Below are 23,718 nucleotides of genomic sequence, written 5' to 3'. Positions count from 1 at the left end.
AATGAGGTTTTTCTTACTATTCAAAGCGGAACAAGTATACCGAATACAAATAAAGGAAGTGTTCTATATGGCTAGAGGAGCAGTGAATCAAGCAAGTCAAGTTGTTGTGAAAAGTCCTAGTGGGGCAAAGGTGAAAAATAAAAATAACGAGTGGACAAAAAAGATTTTACCACCTGTTATCGCAATGGTTTCCTTTATTGTATTATGGCAACTAGTTGTCACACTAATAGGAACACCGCATTACATTTTACCTAAACCTACTGATATTTATGAGGCGGCGGTGAAAAACTGGAGCAATTTATCTGATGCATTAACGACTACGATCATTAGTGCTGTCTCAGGCTTTATCTTAAGTGTCATCGGTGGAATTGGCGTGGCTGTTTTAATGGCGAGTTCCAAGCTTGTCGAAAGAAGTTTTTATCCTTATGCAATCATTTTACAAACGATTCCTGTTGTAGCAATCGCTCCTATTATTGTGATCTGGTTTGGTTCTGGAATGAATGCGATTGTGATTATAGCTTTTACAATTGGCTTTTTCCCGATGTTATCAAATACGTTAATTGGACTTAATACAACGGATCATAATATGAAAAATTTATTTTACTTATACAATGCTTCGAGATGGCAAGTTATGTGGAAGTTGCGTTTTCCAGCAGCCCTTCCTTACATTATTGCCGGTGCGAAAATTTCTTGTACGTTAGCTGTTGTTGGAGCGATTGTTGGTGAATACATTGCAGGTGTTGGTGGAGGAGCTGGTGGGTTAGGTTATGCGATCACAGTTGCTGCATCAAGATTACAAACACCGTACCTTTTTGCTCTTGGACTATCAGCTGCCGTACTCGGAATTGCATTTTTCCTTCTAGTAAGTTACATCTCAAGAATATTCTTAGGGTCTTGGCATGAATCTGAAATGGAACAAGAATAAATAAATAAATAATTATTACTTGGGGGTATCACATTGCTGAAGAAATGGATAAAGAAACCTACTTTCCTAGTAAGTCTAACATTATTATTGGCCCTGACAGCTTGCGGAGACGGAACTGTCGAAGAAGCAACAACAAATGAGACCGAAGTGGAAACAACAGAACCGGAAACAGAACTAGAAGTAGAAAGTGATGATGAGGCAGCTGTTGAGCTGTTTGAAATGAAGCAAATTACAAGCTGGTTCCCTCAAGTTGAAAATGCCGGTCAATACTATGCTGCTATGGAAGGCTTTTATGAAGAAGCTGGACTTGATATGACGACAGAACCAGGTGGTCCGCAAGTATCTTCAATCTCTATCGTATCCTCAGGAAGTGCACAAATAGGGATGGCTCAAGCTGACCAAGTGCTCTATGCGATTAATGAAGGAATTCCACTTGTTGCGATTTTTGCCAATTTTCAAAAGACGCCACAAGGGATTATGTTTCATGTAGATCAGCCTATTGAAACATTTGATGATTTAGCTGATGGTTATGAAATTTACACGGCGGCTGGTGCTGGGTATTGGGAGTACTTAGTTAGTCAGTATAACATTGAGAAATCTCAAAATCGTGTTTATACAGGGGATAGCTCAGCCTTTGTTTCAAACGATAAAGCTGCTTCACAAATGTATGTCACATCTGAACCATTCTACTTACAGGAGCAAGGGGTGGAAACAGGTCATTTGATGATTGCTGATTCTGGTTATTCACCGTATGGCGACGTATTGTTTACAACAAAAGACTTTATGGAAGAGCATCCTGAAATCATCCAAGCGTACGTTGATGCTATTACAAAAGGGTGGGAAGCGTTTAAAGCTGACCCTGAAAAAATCTATGATTATATTATTGAGCTAGAGCCAGAAAAAACGGCAGAACAAATGGCCTATGCGACTGAACAAATGGAAGATCTCGTCTTTGGTGGTGATGCAGCTGAACATGGTGTCGGCTACATGAGGGAGGAACGTTGGGAAACATTGATTGATCAACTATATGAACTTGAATTAGTCGATTCTCAAATCCCAGCAACAGATGTGTTTACGACAGATTTTTTACACTAACTAAAAGGAGGACTTCGCTTTGACACGTTCTAATAGCAAAGCGTGGCAGGAATTATTTTTGCCACGCTTATCTACAAAACAAGTAAAAGAGCTCGACAAGGACAAAGGGTTAGTTGTCTTACCAGTTGGCGCTGTTGAGCAGCATGGCCCTCACCTTCCTGTCTATACAGATACATTAATAGCAACTGGAATACTAGAAGCGACATTCAACCACTTATCAAATGATCAAAATATATGGATGTTGCCGCCACTCCCTTACGGAAAAAGCACAGAACATTTAGGGCATCCAGGAACGCTTTCCTTGTCTGCTGCAACGCTTCAGCAAGTGGTGCTCGACATCGGGAAAAGTATAAGTACAAGTGGATTTAGAAGAATCGTTTTGTTTAACACCCATGGAGGAAACAACGACCTCTTAAACATGGTTGCTCGTGAATTGAGGATTGAAACGGGTTTAATCGTGTTTCGAATGAACGGAATGGATTATAAGTCAGAGTTAGAGCATCTATTCTCGGCAGAGGAGCTGACTTACGGGATTCATGGCGGTGATATAGAAACATCGGTAATTTTAGCTTTAAAAGAGAAGTGGGTTCAGATGGAGGAAGCCCCCAATGAATTTTATCATCACGAGCACCTCGATATAAAAGGTGCGCCGTATGTAGCGTGGGTTGTTGATGATATTTCGGAATCTGGTGTTGCAGGAAATGCACAAGCAGCAACGAAGAGCAAAGGGGAAGAATCAATCGCCTTGTTAAGTAAAAAGATAGCGAAAACACTTGTTACAATGAGTACATTTGAAATGGAAAATTTGAAAAAGACAATGGCAACCTCATGAACAAACTTAAAGAGAGGAGCAATAACAATGAATACTGCAACGCTAGAAACGAACAAGGTGAAAAAAGAAAACGGGGCAATGCTACGAATCAACAACGTCAGTAAAATTTATGATGGAACGATTACAGCTTTAAGTGAAGTAAGTTTGGACATTTCAGAAGGTGAATTTATGTCGTTTGTTGGACCTTCTGGTTGCGGAAAATCTACTATTTTTAAAATCATTGCAGGCTTAAGTGAACCAACATCAGGTTCGATCGAGATGGTGAGTCCAGCGAAAACCGAAACGATGATGGATCGAAACGAGGTTGGGTTCGTTTTCCAGCATGCGACATTATTACCATGGAAGTCCGTATTGGATAATGTCGGCTTGCCCCTAGAGTTAAAGGGTGTATCAAAAAAAGAACGTCAAGAAAAAGGTATGGAAGTGCTAGAAATGGTTGGATTAAAAGGCTATGAAAAAGCTCTTCCAAGGCAGCTTTCTGGTGGGATGCAGATGAGGGTATCGATTGCTCGTTCTCTTATTGCAAAACCAAAGCTGCTTCTAATGGATGAACCATTTGGAGCATTGGATGAAATGACAAGACAAAATTTGCATTATGAACTATTAAAAATATGGAAAAAGACAGGGATGACGGTCTTATTTATTACACATAATGTCTTTGAATCTGTGTTTCTATCAACAAAAATTGCCGTTATGAGTGCAAGACCTGGGAGAGTTACAAATGTATTTGAAGTTCCTCCGTATGATCGGGATGAGTCGTTCCGTAGCACTCCTGAATTTAGTAATTTAGTAGGGGGGATTTCTAAAGGATTACAACATTAAACGATTCAGCAATTTGTGGCTGAAACATAAGTAAACACGCATGAAAAAGGAGCACTAAAAAACGACCTTAAAAAGAACCTCGAGGCTACTGAAAAAGTCTATCGAGGAAGCGGCAATGGCTGCGCTTATTGCTTAAAGGCCACTGGAAAAGGTAAAAACCGGAGGCCACTGAAAAAGTCCATCGAGGAAGCGGCAATGGCTCCGCACGTTGCGCGCCTGCTATGAGAAACCCACTCATAGCGGGCTTTAAAACAAGGCAACGGCTACGCTCATTGCTTAAAGGGCACTGAAAAAGGTAAAAAGCAACCTTTTTCAGTGCCCTCTTTGAAAAGCTCGTCTTCTTTTGTAGAAAGAACAGCTATTATTTAGTCAAGAGAACAGAAAAGTACTGATATTCAAGTAATCTATTCAAAGGAGGCACGTATGAATCGTTCGATTACCTGGTTAAATGAACTAGCAGAAGTGTTTGACGCAGATATGATCAACATGAAAGATTCTGATGTAAAAAGAATGTCTCAAGACTACTATTGGTATTCTCCTATTTTAAAAAAACAGTTAGAAAATCGCTATGGTGATTGTGTCATTGCACCAAGAAATGAAAATGAACTTATCGCGGTTTTGTCGTTTGCAGCGAAAAAGAAAATTTCACTTATTTCAAGAGGAGGAGGAACGGGGAATTATGGTCAAATCATTCCTTTAGATGGAGGAATTGTGTTAGACACGAGTAAGTTGAATCAAACGATTGAAATCAAAGAAGGGAAAGGTACGTTTCAAGCAGGAATAAAACTTGGTATGATCGAAAGAACATTACGTGAATCTAATCAAGAGTTGCGATTCTTTCCGAGTACGTTTATGAAATCAACATTAGCAGGATTTATTGCTGGAGGGACAGGGGGCATCGGCTCCATTGAATACGGTACGTTGTGGGATGAAGAAAATAAGTTGGCGTTAACGATTATAACCATGGAAGAAACCCCGCGAAACGCTGAACATGATGATATATTTTCCAACTATGTTCAAACAAATAAACTACGTGTTAGTGATTTTAATTGGAACCATGTTACGCTATGGTGGCTAAAACAGCATAACAACGATACGTATTTGCAAGGTCGCTTTCATCTTGATCACTATTTGCAACAAGTGAAACACTATTCTCTTCTCAATTCAGGGAAAACAAAGCTGATTTCAAGTGAAACAACGGCAACAGTAGCGGGTGAACGAGATGTATGATCTAATTATCAAAGAAGTTCGAGTCGATCCGTTAGTGACAATAGACATTGCGATAAAAGATGGTTGCATTTACAAACTTGGCTCCATTTCCGAGCCGGCAAACCAAATAATTGATGGAAAAGGAAGATGGGTTTTACCTCCTTATGTAGAATCTCATTTGCATTTGGATACAGCCTTAACAAGTGGAAAGCCATATGTTAATCAATCAGGGGAATTGTTTGAAGGGATTCAAGTGTGGAACAGATATAAAGAGGAGTTTCTTTCTCATGAAGATGTTGTCGCTCGTGCAAAAAACGTTATCAAAATGATGGCAGGACAGGGCGTTCTTTTTATGAGGAGTATGGTTGATGTTTCCGACCCTAAGTTGACTGCGCTAAAAGCGCTGTTAGAGGTAAAACGTACGGTCTCACCCTTTATGGACCTTCAACTTGTTGGCTTTCCTCAAAATAGCCTACTGTCTTCTAGCGATGGAGTCTCACAACTTAAAAAAGCGATTAAATTAGGAGTGGATGGAATTAGTGCAGTTCCTCATCTTGAAGCAACACGTGAAAAAGGGGTTAAATCGCTAGAGTTATGCTTTCAGTTAGCATTAGAGCATAAGCGTTTTGTCCACATTTTTTGTGATGAAATCGACGATCGTCAGTCTCGTTTTCTAGAAGTCGTAGCATCCCTGGCGATTGAGACAGGGTTACATGAGAAGGTTACGGCAAGTCATGCCAATGCCATGAGCTATTACGACGAGGCGTACGTGCGGAAGTTACTAGGGTTGCTCCAGTCTTCTAGGATTAATATTGTGACAGCGCCGCTAATCAATAGTGCGATGCAAGGAAGATCTGATTCATGGCCGAAAGGAAGAGGAATCACCCGTGTGAAAGACCTCCACCAAGCTGGAATTACCGTTGCCGTTGCTCATGATGACTTTTTAAGTCCGTTTTACCCGCTAGGAACGGGATCGATGCTAAATGCTGGGCATATGCTTTTGCATCTTGCTCATATGACAGGAGAAGATGATTTTGATGCCATCTTACAAATGATGACAATTAATGCAGCGAGAGTGTTAGGGATCAAAAGTTACGGAATAAAGGAAGGGCATCGAGCGAATCTTATCCTCGTATCAGCGACAAATGCCCACGACTTATTGCGTAGACAGCCAGTAGCTGAACTTGTAATAGCTAATGGTCAAATACTTGCGGAAACCCCAAATCAGGAAACAAAATGGAGCGGTTTTTTGAGATAAAGGCTAACAAGCAAATTTGAATAAGTATGAATGTTTCAGCGTAGGTTTTAGAAGGAATAGGATAACGAAAGAGGGTCGCGTATATGAGAATAATGAACGTGAAAATACCAACTTTAGATCAAGGTTTATATTATGATGTGACAATCGAACATGATCAGATTACGAAAATGGATTCTTACCAACAGAAGAAAAAGGCAGACCGACCGTTTTCGTTTCTTCTGTCTGAACATGAACAGGATGATAATGTCAGTTGGGACGCAGAGGGGCGAATTCTCCTACCAGGAATGGTCGACGCTCATATGCATTTGGATAAATCGCATTCTCTTTTAGTTGCCGAGAATAAAAGTGGCACGTTGCTTGAAGCGATTCAAAGTTACACGAAAGCCTCTGAAACGTTTACAGATGAAAATGTTTTAGCAAGAATGAGAAAAACAGCTCTGTCAGCGTTAGCTCATGGAACAACAACGATTCGTACACATATCGATTTTAATACAAGAGTAAACGAAGAAACGACTTTTCGTGGTGTAAGAATGGCTCTTGAGTTAAAAAAAGAACTGGCTCCTATTATGGATATACAAGTGTTTCCGATGCTTCCTTACTATCCTTACGAAGAACAAGATCGGAAGAAGATCGAAACAATGCTCACATTTGGTGTGGACGGTGTCGGTGGCGCGCCGCATATAAGCGAATGTCCACTTGAGTGTATCGATGAAATCTTCTCTTATGCTAGACGCTTTACCTTACCAATTGACTTACATACAGATGAAAGCGATGACCCGACTGTCAATACGGTCATGTACATTGCTGAAAAAACAATCGAAGCTAACTACCAAGGAAAAGTAGTTGTTGATCATTTATGTTCGTTAGCGGCAATGGATCATGAAAAAGCCGAATCGGTAATTGCCAAAATGAAAGAAGCAGAATTAGGAGCGATTACGTTACCGGCCGCAAACCTCTATTTACAAGGAAGAGAAGATCGAGGTGTTGTAAGGCGTGGCATTACACGCGTACGCCAACTTTTAGAAGCAAATGTTCCGATAGCTACAGCTTCTGACAATGTATGTGACCCGTTTCATCCGTTTGGGAGAGGCGACCTTTTGCAAATCGCTCAACTAACAGGCTACACAGCGCATATGGGAGGAAAAGCTGATCTGTATACGCTTTTGCAAATGATTACCGATGTACCGGCGCAACTTGTGGGAAAACAATCAAAAGGGATAAAGGTTGGTGAGGAGGCAGACTTTGTTTTATTAAATGCAACAACGATTGAAGGACTATTTGCAGAGCTTACGCAAACTCGAGCAGTGTATCGTGCGGGGCGTTGGGTAGCCATGACCAATGCAGTAAGTGAGTATAGCCTTAATCCAACTATTAAAATGTAAAGAGGGATTACGTTGACGAAAATTTTAATTATTTATTACAGTGCCTTTGGTCACATTGCAACGCTTAGCGAAGCGATAGCAGATGGTGTTCAAAGAGTTGATGGAGTGACCTACAAGCATGCTCGAATTCCTGAGTTTGCAGACCGAAGCATTCGTGTTGTCAATCAAAGAAGTAATCAAGATGAAGAAGGGTTGGGACAGCACTTTAAACTGACCAAACGAGTGGAAGACTATGAAAGAGTCCAACAAGAACAGCTTCATATCCCGGTCGCCACACTTGATGATTTAGCTGAAGCAGATGGAATCGTATGGGGCTTTCCAACTTATTTAGGATCAATGCCGGCTCAAGTGAAATCATTTCTTGATCAGGCAGGTCAATTTTGTACGACTGGAGAGCTTGAAGGAAAACCAACTGCTTTGTTTACAAGTGCTGGTTCGATCCATGGCGGACATGAGGCGACGTTGCTTAATTCGCTTGTACCACTTTTGCATCTAGGGATGATTTTTATCGGGCTTCCCTATACACAAAATCCTGAATACTTAACAGATAAGGCGGTAGGTTGCTCCCCGTATGGTGTATCTACTCTTGCAGGACCGGATGGTTCGAGAACACCTTGTCAAGATGAACTGAAAATGGCTGGGCGTTTAGGTGAGCGGGTTGCACGAGTGGCGAAATCATTTACAATTGCAAAACCGTTTGAGTAATTGAAAAGGTATACAGGACTCATAGTAGGACATGACACTATTCATAATTAGTTTATTGTCATGTCCTGTAACATATTGTCGATAAAAAAGGGTATATTTTATAATTACATATTGAATCTTTTAAATATTTCATTTACACTTGTTTATGAAAGCGATTACTTTATTTGGAATCGATTCCAAAATGATTGATTAATCTTTTGTTTAACATGTAATGGGATCAAAAAAACTTATTGGAATCGATTCCAAAAAACTAAAGGGGGAATAAAAAATGAAAGCGATTAAAAGAAATTTATTTGGATCTGTTGCTTTGTCACTATCAATTTTGTTAACAGCATGTGGAGGTGGCAGTGAAACATCCGCAGACCCAGATGGGCAAAGTGACACGCCAGATGAAAGCACGGATAATGAAGAAGTAGTAGAAATTACATATTCAAGTGGTTATGATGCAACGGGTACAATACAAGAAATTCTAGATGCATTTATGGAACAGAACCCTAATATTAAAGTTGAATATCAAGAGATGCCAGCAGATACAGGTGCTCAACACGATCAATATGTAACAGCACTTAGTTCGCAAAGCTCAGAAGTAGATGTATTTGCTGTTGATGTCATTTGGCCGGCTGAATTTGCACAAGCAGGTTATGGGCTAGAACTTGACCGTTTTATTGAACGAGATGATATTGATATGAATGAATATTTCCCTGGAACTGCTCAGGCTGGTAATGTAAATGGTAGACAATTTGCAATGCCAACATTTACAGATGCGGGATTGCTTTATTATCGTAGTGACATTATTGATGAGGCTCCTTCTACATGGGATGAGTTAATTGAAATGGCAAGTGAGTTCCAAGGTGTGGAAGGAACTGATTTTGGATACTTACTACAGTCTAATCAGTATGAAGGTCTTGTTGTTAACGCCACGGAATTTATCGCTGCATACGGTGGTGAGGTGATTGATGAAAATGGCGATGTAACGATTAATAGCCCAGAGGCAATCAAAGGGATTGAGAAACTAGCTGAAATTGTCCAATCTGATTTTGTGCCGGGAGACATTTTAAGATTTACTGAGGTAGAAACAGCTAACAACTTCACTCAAGGGCGTTCAATATTTGCAAGAAACTGGCCGTATATGCAATCAATGGCGAATGGCGAGGAATCTGAGGTTGCTGGCAAAGTAGATTTTGCAATGCTTCCATCTGGAGATGCTGGGTCTGCATCGGGTCTTGGCGGATGGATGACAATGATTAATCGTTACTCCGAAAATCCTGAAGCTGCGTGGGAGTTAGTGAAGTTTTTGACTGGTCCAGAAGGTCAAAAAATTAATGCAATTCATGGGAATAGAGCTCCAACATTAGAAGCTTTATATGAAGACGAGGAAGTTCGAGAAGCATCATCTATGTTTGCAAATGAAGAATTTGTTGAGACATTACAAAATGCTGTTCCACGTCCTATAACGCCAATTTATCCTGTCATTTCAGATATTATGCAAATCGAGTTATCGCGAGTATTGGCTGGTGAAAGCACACCGGAAGAAGCGGTTGTAAGTATGGAAGAGAAAATGAATGCAGCAATTGCAGAATAATTGTAAAGGAGAGGAATATTCCTCTCCTATCATTTAAAGGGTGGTTTTTTATGCTGACAAATCCTAAAAAGAATGATAGAACGAATCTCAATACGAAACCTAATACAGAACCAATAGAACCTAAGAAGAAAAGAAATTTTAGTTTAAATGAAAAACAATTAGGATATCTAATGGTTTTTCCAGCTATATTACTTGTGGTAACAATCATTATTTGGCCGGTCTTTATATCCTTTTACAATAGTTTATTTGATTACAAACTAAATGATCCCGCACGTTCACAAACAATGCTTAGTTCTACAATAGATTTAGAAAACTATGTAGACAATTATTACTACTTAGAACGAGAGATGGATAGACTTGTAAATGAGAATGTAGAAAGTGACCATTACGAAACAATCATAACCATTAATGAAGGGGTTTCAGCTCATCATGACCAGCTTTTAAGCAAATCTGATGTTCAGGAGCGCTATGAAATGGTTGAGGAAATCGTTATGAGTTTTCAACCGGTTAGAGATAGTGATTTACGATATGTAAAGATTGATAACCGTTTCGCTGAAGATTACAAAATATTCTTACAAGAGTCATCTCAGCAAGTTGAATTGCTTACTCAACAAGTTGAAGGCGAGCAGTTACAAAATTTAAGCAATTATCTTGAAACAACGAGTCAATCGGTTATGGATTCGAACTTTATTGGCCTTGCTCATTATAAACGATATTTCCAAGAAAGTCGTATGTGGGCTTCCATGTGGAATACATCTTTATTTACAATTGTTTCAGTATTTTGTGAATTGGTATTAGGGCTAATGATTGCGCTATTGATCAACCGTTCATTTAAAGGACGGGGACTTGTTCGAGTATCTGTTTTAATCCCTTGGGCTGTACCAACTGCAGTAGCAGCCATGATGTGGCGTTATCTATACGATGGTCAAGCGGGTATCGTTGCTCATTATTTTGAACAAATAGGAATTATATCTGATGCCTCTGTCTTATTAACAACTAGTTCGGGAGCAATGTTTTCAATTATCTTTGCTGATGTATGGAAAACAACCCCTTATATGGCGTTACTATTATTAGCAGGTCTTCAAACGATTCCAAAACCTTTATATGAAGCAGCAGGAGTAGATGGTGCGAATAAATTTCAGCAGTTCTATAAAATTACGTTACCGTTGTTGAAACCAGCTATTTTAGTAGCGTTGTTATTTAGAACATTAGATGCGTTCCGTGTGTTTGACTTAATCTATGTTCTGACAGGTGGGGGCCCTGCTAATGCAACAGAGTCCATTTCTGTTTATGCCTATAAAACGTTGTTTGCACAGCAAAACTTTGGTGCTGGTTCAGCGTTGTCAGTTATTGTCTTTTTATCTGTTGCTTTCATTAGCTTCTTATTTATTAAATTCATTGGTTCTGATTTGTTTGATAAACGCGTGAAAGGAGGAAGTTGATTATGAATAAGCGTACTGGCATTGGCTTTTATGTGTTTTTGACAATATTTATCTTTCTTGTGATGTTTCCATTTATATGGGTATTCTTAACGTCGTTTAAGTCACCGAGTGAAATATTCGCTTCGTCCTATCGTTGGTTTACAGCAAATCCTACTTTTGAGTCTTACGTGTCGGCCTTAACAACGAGACCACTGCTTACTTATATGTGGAACAGTCTTGTCGTTTCAACGTTAACAACAATCATTGCAATAGGAGTAGCATCATTTGCTGCGTATTCGCTCACTCGTTTACCGATTCGCTTTAAAGGTTTGATCCTTGGAACCGTGCTAGCGGCAGCGATGTTTCCACAAATCGCTATTATTTCACCGATCTATAATATGATAACGAGTCTTGGTTTAAGAAATAGTCATATGGGTCTAGTAATCCCTTATATCACAGTAAGCTTACCTCTTGCAATCTGGATTTTGGCGACCTTTTTCAAGAAAATTCCGATTGACTTAGAGGAGTCAGCGAAACTAGACGGGGCAACACCGTTCCAGACATTCAGGAAAATTATTTTCCCACTAGCAGCTCCGGGGGTATTTACAACGGCCATTCTCGTTTTTATTGCTGCTTGGAATGAATATTTATTTGCATTAACGATTAATACTACTGATAGTTGGAGAACGATTCCTGTAGGTATTTCCATGTATCAAAGTCAATTCACGGTCCCGTGGGGAGATATTACTGCAGCCACGGTACTTGTGACGATTCCAATCGTTCTGGTTGTTCTCATGTTCCAACGACGAATTGTGTCGGGATTAACTTCAGGTGCGGTTAAAGAATAATGATATGATTAGGATTGGAATTTTGTCTACTTGACTCTGTTCTTACTGATAGAATGGCTGCCAACTAATGATTGGTAGCCATTTTATTTTCATTCCTTTTTTTAAATAGGTGATATAATTAAGAATAGAATGCATCGAGTAACAGAGAGTTTGGGGGAGTAGCATGGCAACAATCAAAGAAGTCGCAGAGCTAGCTGGGCTATCACGTACAACAGTTTCACGTGTTATAAACAATGAACCATTTGTTACAGAAGAAAAAAGAAAATTAGTATTAGAAGCAATGGACCAATTGGGTTATGTACCTAATTCGTCCGCCCAACGATTAAGAAAAAATAAAACAGAAACCGTTGCTGTTTTGATTTCTAGAATCATCAACCCTTTCTTTAGCCGGTTAGTGGATGAAATGGAGTTGATTGCTTCAAAGAGCGGCTTTAAACTCATTTTGTGTAATACAAGGTGTAACAAAGAAAATGAATTGAAGTACCTAGAAATGCTTAAAACAAAACAAGTAGATGGGATTATATTAGTCTCAATTGAAAATAAGTGGGAAGATATCGAACCTTTCTGTCAATATGGGCCGATTATTATGTGTAATGAGTATCATGATGACGCAACGATACCAGTGATTCGGCTGGATCAAGTGAAAGGTGGTTATATTGGTACAAAGCATTTGATTGATTTGGGCCATAAAAGAATAGCTTATTGTGGTGGAGACATGTCTGGCCATCTTTCCCAAGATCGCCAAAAGGGGTATTGGAAAGCGATGGAAGAGGCTGGATTGCCAGTATACAAAAGTTGGGAGTTTCCAGACTCATTTGGTATATGTGATGGAAGATCGGTTCTTCAATCCATTCTCGAATTAGAAAATAGACCAACAGCCGTTTTTACAGGAAGTGACGAGGTCGCTGTAGGTGTTATTCTTGAAGCTAAAGAGAGGGGCTTGCAAGTACCTGATGACATGGCGGTTGTCGGGTTTGATAATCAGCCGCTTGCTGAAGTGATCGATCCACCTTTAACAACAATTGAACAATCAGTAAATGAGATTGGAAAAAAAGCAATGGAAGTGATGTTTGATGTCATTGATAATAAACGAAAAATAGAAAAGTCAATTGACTATTTACCGATCAAGCTAATAGTACGACAGTCAACACTTAAATAGTGAACGTAGCATTTATTGTTTCAAAACAGAGGGTGACTAAGCTTCCTAAGCGGTGAAAAATCCAAAAGAGTTTTTGTTAGGTGAAAGGGTAGAGTTATTTTATGTTAGTGATTACTAATATTCCTGGAAGTTTGAGCAAACTCTTGAGACTACGATGCAAAATAATATTGCGTTCTTGACAAACTCTATGCTACATTAGTAGTAGCGCATACTGTGCTTGGAGGTGTAGAGCAGTGCAAACGTTAGCAACAATTTTACTCGTTATCGTATCAATTAGCTTAATTGCAGTTGTATTATTACAATCTGGAAAAAGTGCAGGTCTTTCAGGAGCGATTTCTGGCGGTGCTGAACAACTTGTCGGAAAACAGAAAGCACGTGGAATTGATGCGGTACTAAGTAAAGCAACTGTCGTTTTAGCTGTATTGTTTTTTGTCTTAACCGTTACGGTTGCATATTTCTTGTAATGTCAAAGCAGCAGGTGCTAAGCCTGCTGCTTTCTTTATATTATAAAATAGTAGGATCTTCCAATAATTAAGATTAGTGGCAAGGTAGATCGGGTATTGTAGTACTGTGGATTTAGAGAATTGAATTAGCGGTAAGAGTAAAATGGGAATGTTTGGAGTACGAAAGCAATTGATTGGAATCTTAGTGGAAAAGACCGCAATGTGAACCGGATCGACCGGAATATGAGAAGAAAAGACCAGAATTCGACTGTGAAAGACGGGAAAACGAGCAACAGATCGAGATATGAGCACAAGTCCGGAACGCGATCACAAACAGTCAAAAGTAAAACACAAGAAACTCACTACCATAAGAAAACTGGTCCTTTTCCAAAAGCGATGCTAAGAAAGGTGTGAGGGGAATATGATTGGTTGTCTATGTTTGCATGGATTTACAGGAGAGCCGTGGGAAGTAGAGCCGATTTCAACATATTTTCTCGAGAAAAAACATTGGCTTGTTTATACACCGACTTTGCCTGGACATGGTCAAAACGGAAACTTGAAAGATGTGACTTATCAAGAGTGGGTCTATACAGCGGAAGTGGCTGTTCGTGAGTTGTTAAACCGCTGTGAGAAAGTGTATGTGATTGGTTTTTCGATGGGTGGAATGCTCGCATGTTATATCGCAGCTAAATATCCAGTGTCAAAGCTCGTTCTGTTAAGTGCAGCGGCTTACTACGGAAATCCGCTGCAACTCATACAAGATTTAAAAGAGAAAGTATGGTTGCGTGTTCTAGGTGAGCACGACAACGATGAACACTACCAACTTTACCGAAAAAAAATCACTGAAACACCTTTAGGTGCCGTTCTTCAATTTATGCAAGTTGTGAAAAAAATTAAACCGTCTTTAAAAAAAGTAACCGTCCCCTCCCTTATCTTACAAGGAGAATTAGATGGTATTGTGCCACGGAAAAGTGCATTGTATTTATATGAAATGATAGGATCTAAAGTAAAAGAACTTGCTTTTTTGCCTGAATCGAAGCATTTGATTTGCCATGGCTTTGAAAAAGCTTTATTAATTAATAAGATTGAGGCATTTTTGTGTAGAGAGGAAGATGAAGATGAAAGTGGTGACTCCTAAACCATTTACGTTTGAAGGAGGAGATCGTGCCGTATTGTTATTACATGGTTTTACAGGGACAACAGCTGATGTAAGAATGCTTGGGCGTCACTTGCAAAAGCAAGGCTATACGTGTCATGCTCCGTTATATAAAGGACATGGTGTCCCTCCTGAAGAATTAGTACATACAGGTCCAAAAAATTGGTGGCAAGACGTTGTTAATGGATATGAGTACTTAAAAGAGAGAGGGCATGAAGAGATAGCTGTTTGCGGCCTGTCGCTTGGAGGGGTATTCTCCCTTAAAATCGGGTACACTCTACCTATAAAGGGCATCGTGCCGATGTGTGCACCGGTGAGGCCCAAAACAAAAGATGCGATTTACAAAGGAGTTTTAGCTTACGCTAAACAATACAAACAACTTGAAAAAAAATCACCAGAACAAATTGAAAAAGAGATGTCAGCATTTGAAGAAACACCGATGGGAACACTGCAAGCATTACAAGGCTTAATTGATGACGTGAGAGACAATCTCGATTTCATCTACTCGCCGGTTTTTGTCGTTCAGGCTAGACATGATCAAATGATTGATATTGAAAGTGCGAATCTCATTCATGATCATGTTGAATCAGAAGAAAAGACTTTAAAATGGTACGAAGATTCAACACATGTCATTACATTAGATAAAGAGAAAGAACAGCTTCATGAGGATGTCTATCAATTTTTAGAGAAACTTGATTGGACGAGTTAATCACGAGTAGAAAGAAGCTGTTTGAATGAAAGGAGTCAGTAACATTGAATGAAAAATTAATACAGCAACTAGTAACATATTTCCGCGAAACAGCGGAGAAGCCTCTTTCTATAAGTGAAATTGAAGAAGCATTTGAGGTAGAGGGCAGTGACAACTTTAAAGAGTTAGTTAAGGCATTAAATGAATTAGAAAACAGGGGGCTTGTCGTTCGAACAAGAACAGACCGCTACGGCATTCCTGAGAAAATGAACTTAGTTCGAGGTCGTGTACAAGGTCATGCGAAAGGCTTTGCTTTTATCATTCCTGAAGTAGAAGGCATGGATGATGTGTATGTAACAAGTGGAGATATGAATAGTGCAATGAACGGAGATATCGTTCTTGTCCGTTTAAATCAAAAATCTTCTGGAACAAGACCAGAAGGGCAAGTGATCCGAATTATTGAGCGTGGGACGACAGAAGTAGTCGGTACCTATGTTGATCAAGATTCCTATGGTTTTGTGATTGCTGATGATAAGAGGGTTGCAAACGATATTTTCATTCCGAAAAACAATGCGCAAGGTGCTGTTGATGGGCATAAAGTTGTTGTGAAAATTACGAAGTACCCTGAAGGACGGATGAGTGCGGAAGGTCATGTGATTAAGGTGCTCGGACACAAAAATGATCCTGGAATGGACATCATTTCGATCATTTACAAGCACGGAATTCCAATTGAATTTCCAGATGAAGTAATTGAGCATGCAAATTCAGTTCCAGATCAAATTGATCCAAATGATCTCAAGGACCGCCGTGATTTACGTGCTGAAACAATTGTTACAATTGATGGTGCCGATGCGAAGGACTTAGATGATGCGGTTCATGTGAAAAAACTTGAAAATGGAAATTATCTTTTAGGTGTTTCAATCGCTGATGTGACTCATTATGTAACAGAAGGCTCACCGATTGACGAAGAAGCAGCAGAACGAGCAACGAGTGTGTACTTGGTTGATCGTGTTATCCCGATGATTCCGCATCGACTTTCGAATGGAATTTGCAGTTTGAATCCGAAAGTTGACCGCTTAACGCTATCGTGTGAGATGGAGATCGATTCAAATGGGCAAGTCGTCAATCATGAAATTTTTCAAAGTGTAATTAATACGACCGAACGAATGACGTATACAGATGTAAATAAAATTCTAGTCGATAAAGATGAAGAGACGCGCAATCGCTATGAATCACTAGTACCATTTTTTGAAGAGATGGAGGCACTTGCCGGGATTTTACGGAAAAAGCGTTTTGATCGTGGTGCGATTGATTTTGACTTCAAAGAAGCAAAGGTTCTTGTTGATGAAGAAGGCAAAGCAACAGATGTTGTGCTCAGAACGCGATCTGTAGCGGAAAAATTAATTGAAGAATTTATGTTAGCGGCAAATGAAACGGTTGCTGAACACTTTCATTGGTTAAAACTTCCATTTGTTTACCGTATACATGAAGACCCAAATGCTGAAAAGTTAACGAAATTCCTTGAATTCATCACAAACTTTGGTTATGTTGTTCGAGGCAATGCCAATACCGTTCATCCTCGTGCCTTGCAAAAACTTCTTGAAGAAGTAAAGGGAGAACCTGAAGAAACGGTAATTAGCACGGTTATGCTTCGTTCGATGCAACAAGCAAAGTATGACACGAATAGCCTTGGTCACTTCGGGTTATCAACAGAGTTTTACACACATTTCACGTCACCGATTAGACGTTATCCAGATTTACTTGTGCACCGTCTCATTCGAACATACTTAATTAATAAAAATGTCGATGAGGCAACACAAGAGAAGATGAATGCCATATTGCCTGATCTCACTCGCCATTCTTCTGAAATGGAAAGACGTGCAGTTGAAGCAGAACGTGATACAGATAGCATTAAAAAAGCTCAGTACATGGAAGATAAAATTGGTGAAACATTTACTGGGATGATAAGCGGGGTCACGAACTTTGGAATGTTTGTGGAACTTGAGAATACAATTGAAGGGCTTGTTCACGTTAGTTATTTAACAGACGATTATTACCACTTTGATCAAAAGCAATATGCGATGATTGGTGAGCGGACAGGGAAAACATTCCGCATCGGGGATGAAATCGAAGTTAAAGTGACGAATGTCAATGTTGATGAAGCCTCGATTGATTTTGAAGTAGTCGGCATGAAACCGAGAGAACGCCGAGAACCGAGAGATCGTCCGAAAGTTATTGTCGGTGGGAAACGTGAACCTCGTGGCGGACGAGGCGGTGGAAAAGGCCGTGGAGGGCGTGGCTCTAGTGGAGAAGGACGCAATGGCAGTGGCAAAGATGCTGTGAAAACAGAGGAAAAAGCCGGAGGACAAAAGCGTAAGAAAAAGAAATTTTACGAGAATGCACCAAGTGCGAAGCGAAAGAAAGGGAAGAAGCGTCGGAAATAAAGGGTGGTGTAGGTAATTGATTTACTCATCCTTGGAGTCAAACAGAGTAAAAGTTGATTCTCTTTGTCCGAGTTTCAGTAGTTGCGCTTGTTCAAAACAAGGCAGTGGCTCCGCTCATCGCTTCGAGATTATTAAAAAAGGTGAAAATCAACCTTTTTTAATAATCTCTTTGACGCCTTTCTCTAGTATTTGCTATCATTAAGAAAATGTCATGAAGCAAAAGGGTGTAGCAAATGGCTGTAAAAGATAAAGATCGTAATGTGGTCGCTCAAAACAAGCGAGTCGGTCATGATTATTTTATTGAAGAAACATATGAAGCAGGAATGGTTTTAACAGGAACGGAAATCAAATCAATGCGGGCAGGTCGAATGAATTTAAAGGATTCATTTGCCCGTATTTCTAATGGAGAAATGTATCTTCACAATGCTCATATTAGTGAGTATGAGCAAGGAAATCGATACAACCATGATCCAACACGTGCGCGCAAGCTTCTTCTTCATAAAAAGCAAATTAGCCAATTGATCGGGCAAACGCAGCAAAAAGGGTATTCAGTTGTTCCTTTGAAAGTGTATATCAAAAATGGCTTTGCCAAAGTATTAATAGGTGTTGCTAAAGGTAAGAAGAACTACGACAAGCGTGAGACGTTAAAACGTCAGGATGCCAAGCGTGAAGTCGACCGTGCATTGAAAGAGCGTATGAAAGGGTAACAGCTCTTTTGGTTTTTCTGGTAGATAATTACCAGTTGCAACAATTACTCAATATGCTATAATTAGATCCAGAGCGAGAGTTACTTATATCTTCTTGTTCTGGACGAATTATTTTTTATCGCTTAGCTTTAGAGAAAACCTCTTAGCTAACACAAACTTGGGGACGTTCTGGATTCGACAGGGATAGGTCGTGCTTGCGTTGCGAGTCGAGGGGGTCGGCCTCGTTAAAACGCCAAAGCCAATTAACTGGCAAAGAAAACAATAACTTCGCACTAGCAGCTTAATAGCGCTTTGCGGTTCCACCCTCCATCGCCCATGTGGTAGGATCTGGGACTCACTCTAAGTGGGCTACGCCGGTTACCCTCCGTCTGAGGGTGAAGGAAGAGAACAATCAGACTAGCCTCACAGAAGCCTGTTGCTGGGCCGAAGTGTTGGCGAAATGCTAATACAGTGAATACGCTCGTAGAAGCGTAAGTGTCGTTATTCTTGGACGTGGGTTCGATTATGGAAATAGTCGCCTCGTGTGGTGACACATGAGTGATAACTTGGCTTTATCGATGAAGTCTACGTCATCTAATCAGATGATAAGGTAATATCGAGCGGTATGTGGAGCAATCCAACAGCCGTGTATCGACTTATAGGCTGCCTGCTTAGCTTAGGTAGTACTAGGATGGAGCATTCAGTCAGGAGTCTGGCAAATTTATATGCTTCATAATACGCCAAGGGACTTGAGAGGTATCTTAAGTTCAAGATATAGTCAGTGCCAATGCGAAAGCTTGGAAGAACATGTCCCACCGTCTCCACCAAAACCATACCGTGAACCGCATGACTGCAGAGGTCATGCGGTTCTTTTTATTTAATCGATAAAAAAATTTTTTCAAATTGTTGCTTCATGATTAATTTTTCAGGAGCATACTTACCATTACGGGATGTTAGCTTATTATATTTATTTAAAATTAGATTTGCTCTTTTCTTTTTTTTGAGAGATTATGAGGTAAGGTGATACACAATTAAGTGTATAAAAGGCTGTCATGTGTAATTAATAAAGAGTAACTAAGATTACTTAATAAAAATTCCCAAATATAACTATATCTTTTTAGAAATTGCGGTAAACTTAGTTATTCAAGAATTGGAAGGAGGTCTATATGCCATTAAAAAATAAATCTGTTTGTTTAATGGCTTTCATGTTTTTTTTCTTTTCAGCCATGACCATATTGGGGACCTATTTGCCTGTTTATCTAAAAGATATTGGATTTTCGAGTGTGGAAATAGGCTGGTTATTAGCCATTGCTTCTGTAGCTTCAATAATTGCCCAGCCTTTTTGTGCGTATTTGAGTGATAAATACAAATCGATAAAGGGGACTTTAATTGTCTGTTTGGGATGTGTCGTGTTAATGGCTTGCATTCTATTTCAAGTTCAGTCTTTTGCGGTAATTGCTTTACTGCTATTTATTTTCTTTTGTTTTTTCTCACCAATTAATCCTTTAGGGGAAAGCCTGGCACAGAAGACAGCAATGAAAGAAAACGTGTCATTCGGGAAAATTAGAGTGTGGGGCTCTCTTGGGTTTGCGATTACAGCGTTGGTGTCAGGATACATACTAGCCGCTATTGGAATTGAAAACATTCTCTATCCTTTCTTATTAGTCATTACCCTCACCTTATTGATTAGTTTTAAATTATCTGATGTAAATACAACTGATAAAAAAGCTACGATTATTGATGCACTCAAAATGGGGACAGATCGTAAGTTCCTTTGTTTTTTGATTTTTTCATTGCTGATTACTACCACTCATCGTACAAATGACCACTTCATGGGTATTTATATCGTTGAATTGGGTGGGAGCGAATCTTTAATTGGATGGGCGATCTTTATTGGAGTGATAACAGAATCGCTTGTTTTTGTTTTTGGATGGTTGTGGTTTAGACGATTTCATGAGCTAACATTTATTATGATTGGTGGAGCACTGTATAGTTTTCGCTGGATAGGCATGGCCCTTATTGGTTCCCCGGAAAGCATTCTTTTTCTACAACTCTTACATGGAGCGAGTTTTGGTGTGTTTTATTTAAGTGCTTTTCAATATGTAACGAAAATATTACCGAAAAATTTACTAGCGACAGGTCATGTTTTCTTTCTGACAGTTATCTTTGGAGTAGGAGGATTGATAGGTTCTTTAGCTGGAGGAGTTATCATTGATCATTTTGGAATGGCAAACCTATATTTATGCATGGCGATGCTTGCGGCAATGGGAACAATTAGTTTTATAATATACCGTCTAGCATTGGTAAGAAAGAAAGAAGTGACAAGGGATAGTTATGAATTGAAAGGTTAAAGATACTAGGGATGCATATCTTAATCAGGTATGCGTTTTTTAGTAAAAATTAATAATTTTTTTACCGGTAAACTTATGATGTAAGTAAGTTTATTGTTGGTATTTATCGAAAAACACATTTAAAACGATCGGTAATTTGTTTTATTAGTAAAAAATAACAAAAAAATAGTAAAATAAAAGATTGTTTTAATGAAAAAAGTTTGCTAAACTAAAATAGTTGGTAAATAAATTACACAAAATTTACCGGTAAAAGAAAAGCGGTGATGTGATGGCTACAATAAAGGATATTGCAAAACGAGCAAATGTTTCAATTTCAACGGTGTCAAGAGTGTTAAATAATGATGAGACGATTACAGTGATGGAACAAACAAGAGACCGGATTTTAGCGGTCGCAAAAGAATTAAATTATTCTTCTAAAAAGAAAAATGTAATCAAGGATTTATCCCGAAATGAAAGCGCTAAGATTGGGTTGTTAATGGGCTGTAGTCAAGAAGACGAATTTGATGATCCTTATTTTCTATCAATTCGAAAAGGGATTGAAAAGCAATGTACACAAAAAAATATAAGAATTTCTAGATTTGTTCGATTGCAGAACGCTTCGAATGAACAGTCATTTGAAGATTTAGATGGACTGATTGTAGTCGGTCATATTGATAAAAGCGAAATTAACAAGCGTTACAACCACAACCAAAATATCGTCTTTGTCGATGCACCTGCTGAAATAGAAGTCTTTGATTCTGTAATATGTGATCTAGAGGGAGCAAGTGAAAAAGTCATGTCTCACTTACTTGAATTAGGTCATGAAAGAATTGGCTACATTGGTGGACCTGGAAGTGGCATGAAAATGCATGAAGTTTTTGAGTCAGGAAAAACGGGGGATATACGACAGAAAACATATGAATCGTTCATGAAAAAACATAATCGATTAAATGAAAGCGATATCTATTTAGATAATTGGGGAACGCCTAGAGGCTACCGAACGATGAAAAAGGCGATTGAAAAAGGCAATCTGCCAACCGCGTTTTTTGTTGGAAGTGACCCGATGGCGATTGGAGCAATTCGCGCTTTACATGAAGCTGGTATTAAAGTTCCACATGAAGTAGCAATAGTGAGTGTGGATGATATTGAAATATCCAATTTTGTTAGTCCTCCGCTCACAACTGTAAAGGTTTACACCGAACAAATGGGGAGGACAGCCGTTAATTTGCTGCAAGAACGAATAAAAGGCAGAGTCATTCCACTAAAAGTTGTTGTTCCGACTAAATTAGTTGTTAGAGAGTCATGTGGAGCGACTTTAAATTAGAAATTTGATTCTGGAATCATTTACTGAATTAGTAGTAAATACTGCAAACAATAAAAAAGAATTTATTTTAGGAGGAAAATGAAATGAAGAAATTATTAGGTACTATAATGTCAGGCTTTTTAGTAGTAGGTTTATTAACTGGTTGTGGCGGAGGAGAAAGTGGTGCTAGTGATGATGGCACAGTTTCATTAGAATTCTTCCAGTTCAAATCAGAAGCAGTAGGTACGTATGATACGTTAATCGCTAAGTTTGAAGAGGAACATCCAAACATCAAAATTGAACAAAATCATGTTCCTGAACCAGGTACGGTATTAATGTCTCGTTTATCACAAAATGATGTTCCGGAAATTGTTGCTTATAACGGAGACAAAGTTTATGGTGAAGCGGCTAAGGGTGGTGCATTTGTTGATTTTACAGGTGATAAAATAGTTGAAAAAATTATTCCATCTTATATTGATATGATCAACCTACTCTCAGATAACGAGCAGATTAATGGATTACCACACTCTGCAAACGCAAACACCGTATTATATAACAAAACCAAATTTGAAGAGCTAGGATTAGAAATCCCAACAACGTGGGATGAGTTTATCGAGCTAGCTGAAGAAATTGAAGCGGCAGGAGAAACACCTTTCTACTCTCCTTACGGGGAAGCATGGACGGCATTACCACCTTTTAACGCATTAGCATCAAACTTGCATGGAGATGACTTCTTTGAAAAGCGCCACGCAGAAGAAACAACATTTGCTGATCGTTATCAAGAAGTGTCAGAAAAAATGCTAACCCTTTTAGAGTATACAGATAACGATGTATTTGGAACAAACTATAACCAAGCAAACACAGCTTTTGCCAATGGCGAATCGGTGATGTATATGATGGGTGTTTGGGCAATTAGCCAAATTCAAGAAGCCAACCCTGATATCGAATTGGGTGCATTTGCCTTACCTGCATCAAACAACGCGGATGAAAACCGTTTAGTCTCTGGTGTTGATACGCTCCTTACAATTTCAGCAACAGCTCAACATCCAGAAGAAGCGAGAACATTTGTGGAATTTCTACTAGAAGAAGAAAACGTTCAATTCTACATTGATGAGCAAAAACTATTTTCAGCTGTAGAAAATGTCTTCCAAAAAGACCCAACAGTTGCGGATTTGCAAGTACACTTTGAAGAAGGTACGATTACAAGTTTTGCTGATCACTACTACTATCCAGGTATGCAAGTAGAGAACTTAATTCAAGAGTTTTTAATTAACAAAGACGTCGATCAATTCTTGCAAACAATGGACAATGAGTGGGATAAAGTACAATCGAGACAATAATACAAAAAAGGGACCACAAGAGCCCCTTTCCTCATAAAAGGAGAGGATTATGATGGGTAAGAAAAAATTGAATCCTTATTTACTAATGAT

General features: G+C 39.1%; 20 protein-coding genes and 1 other RNA gene. All 21 read left to right on the top strand.

From position 1 onward, the window contains the following. Positions 1–67 precede the first annotated feature (67 nt). The 21 genes from SAZ04_RS11795 (at position 68) to SAZ04_RS11695 (ending at position 23,628) form a co-directional block, all read left to right on the top strand. On the top strand, positions 68–925 hold the full coding sequence (locus SAZ04_RS11795; protein ID WP_332695317.1) for an ABC transporter permease: 858 nt from the start codon (positions 68–70) through the stop codon (positions 923–925). Between the two features lie 33 nt (positions 926–958). Continuing rightward, positions 959–2,020, top strand: a complete 1,062-nt coding sequence (locus tag SAZ04_RS11790) for an ABC transporter substrate-binding protein (protein ID WP_332695315.1) — start codon at positions 959–961, stop codon at positions 2,018–2,020. A 19-nt stretch (positions 2,021–2,039) separates the two neighbouring features. After that, positions 2,040–2,852 carry a creatininase family protein gene (locus SAZ04_RS11785; protein WP_332695313.1) on the top strand — a complete coding sequence of 271 codons (813 nt, stop codon included), beginning with the start codon at positions 2,040–2,042 and terminating at the stop codon, positions 2,850–2,852. Between the two features lie 27 nt (positions 2,853–2,879). Continuing rightward, the gene (locus SAZ04_RS11780) at positions 2,880–3,674 is read left to right on the top strand and encodes an ABC transporter ATP-binding protein (protein ID WP_332695311.1); all 795 of its coding nucleotides are present in this window, start codon (positions 2,880–2,882) and stop codon (positions 3,672–3,674) included. A gap of 423 nt (positions 3,675–4,097) precedes the next feature. Next, positions 4,098–4,904: an FAD-binding oxidoreductase gene (locus tag SAZ04_RS11775; protein ID WP_332695309.1), complete on the top strand. Its 807-nt coding sequence runs from the start codon at positions 4,098–4,100 to the stop codon at positions 4,902–4,904. Further along, positions 4,897–6,141, top strand: coding sequence for an amidohydrolase family protein (locus tag SAZ04_RS11770; RefSeq protein ID WP_332695307.1), 1,245 nt, complete (start codon positions 4,897–4,899; stop codon positions 6,139–6,141). Before SAZ04_RS11775 ends, SAZ04_RS11770 begins: the two co-directional genes overlap by 8 nt. An 83-nt stretch (positions 6,142–6,224) precedes the next feature. Continuing rightward, positions 6,225–7,523, top strand: coding sequence for an amidohydrolase family protein (locus SAZ04_RS11765; RefSeq protein WP_332695305.1), 1,299 nt, complete (start codon positions 6,225–6,227; stop codon positions 7,521–7,523). 12 nt (positions 7,524–7,535) lie between these two features. After that, positions 7,536–8,228, top strand: a complete 693-nt coding sequence (gene wrbA, locus SAZ04_RS11760; protein WP_332695303.1) for an NAD(P)H:quinone oxidoreductase — start codon at positions 7,536–7,538, stop codon at positions 8,226–8,228. Between the two features lie 268 nt (positions 8,229–8,496). Further along, entirely contained in the window at positions 8,497–9,810 is a 1,314-nt protein-coding gene (locus tag SAZ04_RS11755) for an ABC transporter substrate-binding protein (RefSeq protein ID WP_332695301.1), read from the top strand. A 170-nt stretch (positions 9,811–9,980) separates the two neighbouring features. Next, the gene (locus SAZ04_RS11750; protein ID WP_332695473.1) at positions 9,981–11,252 is read left to right on the top strand and encodes a carbohydrate ABC transporter permease; all 1,272 of its coding nucleotides are present in this window, start codon (positions 9,981–9,983) and stop codon (positions 11,250–11,252) included. Between the two features lie 2 nt (positions 11,253–11,254). After that, complete coding sequence (locus SAZ04_RS11745; protein ID WP_332695299.1) at positions 11,255–12,079, top strand: carbohydrate ABC transporter permease; 825 nt, start codon at positions 11,255–11,257, stop codon at positions 12,077–12,079. Between the two features lie 163 nt (positions 12,080–12,242). Continuing rightward, on the top strand, positions 12,243–13,238 hold the full coding sequence (locus SAZ04_RS11740) for a LacI family DNA-binding transcriptional regulator (RefSeq protein WP_332695297.1): 996 nt from the start codon (positions 12,243–12,245) through the stop codon (positions 13,236–13,238). 233 nt (positions 13,239–13,471) lie between these two features. Then, positions 13,472–13,702, top strand: a complete 231-nt coding sequence (secG, locus tag SAZ04_RS11735; protein WP_332695295.1) for a preprotein translocase subunit SecG — start codon at positions 13,472–13,474, stop codon at positions 13,700–13,702. Between the two features lie 400 nt (positions 13,703–14,102). Further along, positions 14,103–14,819 (top strand): alpha/beta hydrolase, encoded by a 717-nt coding sequence (locus tag SAZ04_RS11730; RefSeq protein WP_332695293.1) that lies wholly within the window; start codon positions 14,103–14,105, stop codon positions 14,817–14,819. Next, positions 14,800–15,546 (top strand): alpha/beta hydrolase, encoded by a 747-nt coding sequence (locus SAZ04_RS11725; protein WP_332695291.1) that lies wholly within the window; start codon positions 14,800–14,802, stop codon positions 15,544–15,546. The genes SAZ04_RS11730 and SAZ04_RS11725 overlap by 20 nt, the downstream gene beginning before the upstream one ends. 44 nt (positions 15,547–15,590) lie before the next feature. Then, positions 15,591–17,969, top strand: coding sequence for a ribonuclease R (rnr, locus tag SAZ04_RS11720; RefSeq protein ID WP_332695289.1), 2,379 nt, complete (start codon positions 15,591–15,593; stop codon positions 17,967–17,969). 233 nt (positions 17,970–18,202) lie between these two features. Further along, positions 18,203–18,676 (top strand): SsrA-binding protein SmpB, encoded by a 474-nt coding sequence (gene smpB / locus SAZ04_RS11715; RefSeq protein WP_332695287.1) that lies wholly within the window; start codon positions 18,203–18,205, stop codon positions 18,674–18,676. A 167-nt stretch (positions 18,677–18,843) separates the two neighbouring features. Further along, positions 18,844–19,181, top strand: a transfer-messenger RNA (tmRNA) gene (gene ssrA, locus SAZ04_RS11710). Positions 19,182–19,821: 640 nt separating this feature from the next. Beyond that, positions 19,822–21,006, top strand: coding sequence for an MFS transporter (locus SAZ04_RS11705; protein WP_332695285.1), 1,185 nt, complete (start codon positions 19,822–19,824; stop codon positions 21,004–21,006). 268 nt (positions 21,007–21,274) lie between these two features. Next, positions 21,275–22,309: a LacI family DNA-binding transcriptional regulator gene (locus tag SAZ04_RS11700; protein WP_332695283.1), complete on the top strand. Its 1,035-nt coding sequence runs from the start codon at positions 21,275–21,277 to the stop codon at positions 22,307–22,309. 83 nt (positions 22,310–22,392) lie between these two features. After that, complete coding sequence (locus SAZ04_RS11695; RefSeq protein ID WP_332695281.1) at positions 22,393–23,628, top strand: ABC transporter substrate-binding protein; 1,236 nt, start codon at positions 22,393–22,395, stop codon at positions 23,626–23,628. Positions 23,629–23,718: the final 90 nt, after the last annotated feature.

This window comes from Halalkalibacter lacteus (genome assembly GCF_036663595.1).
In the GTDB taxonomy this organism is placed as follows: Bacteria; Bacillota; Bacilli; order Bacillales; family Bacillaceae_D; genus Halalkalibacter; species Halalkalibacter lacteus.
The sequence above is the reverse complement of the archived record's forward strand: the minus strand, read 5'-3'. Positions and strand labels throughout refer to the sequence as shown.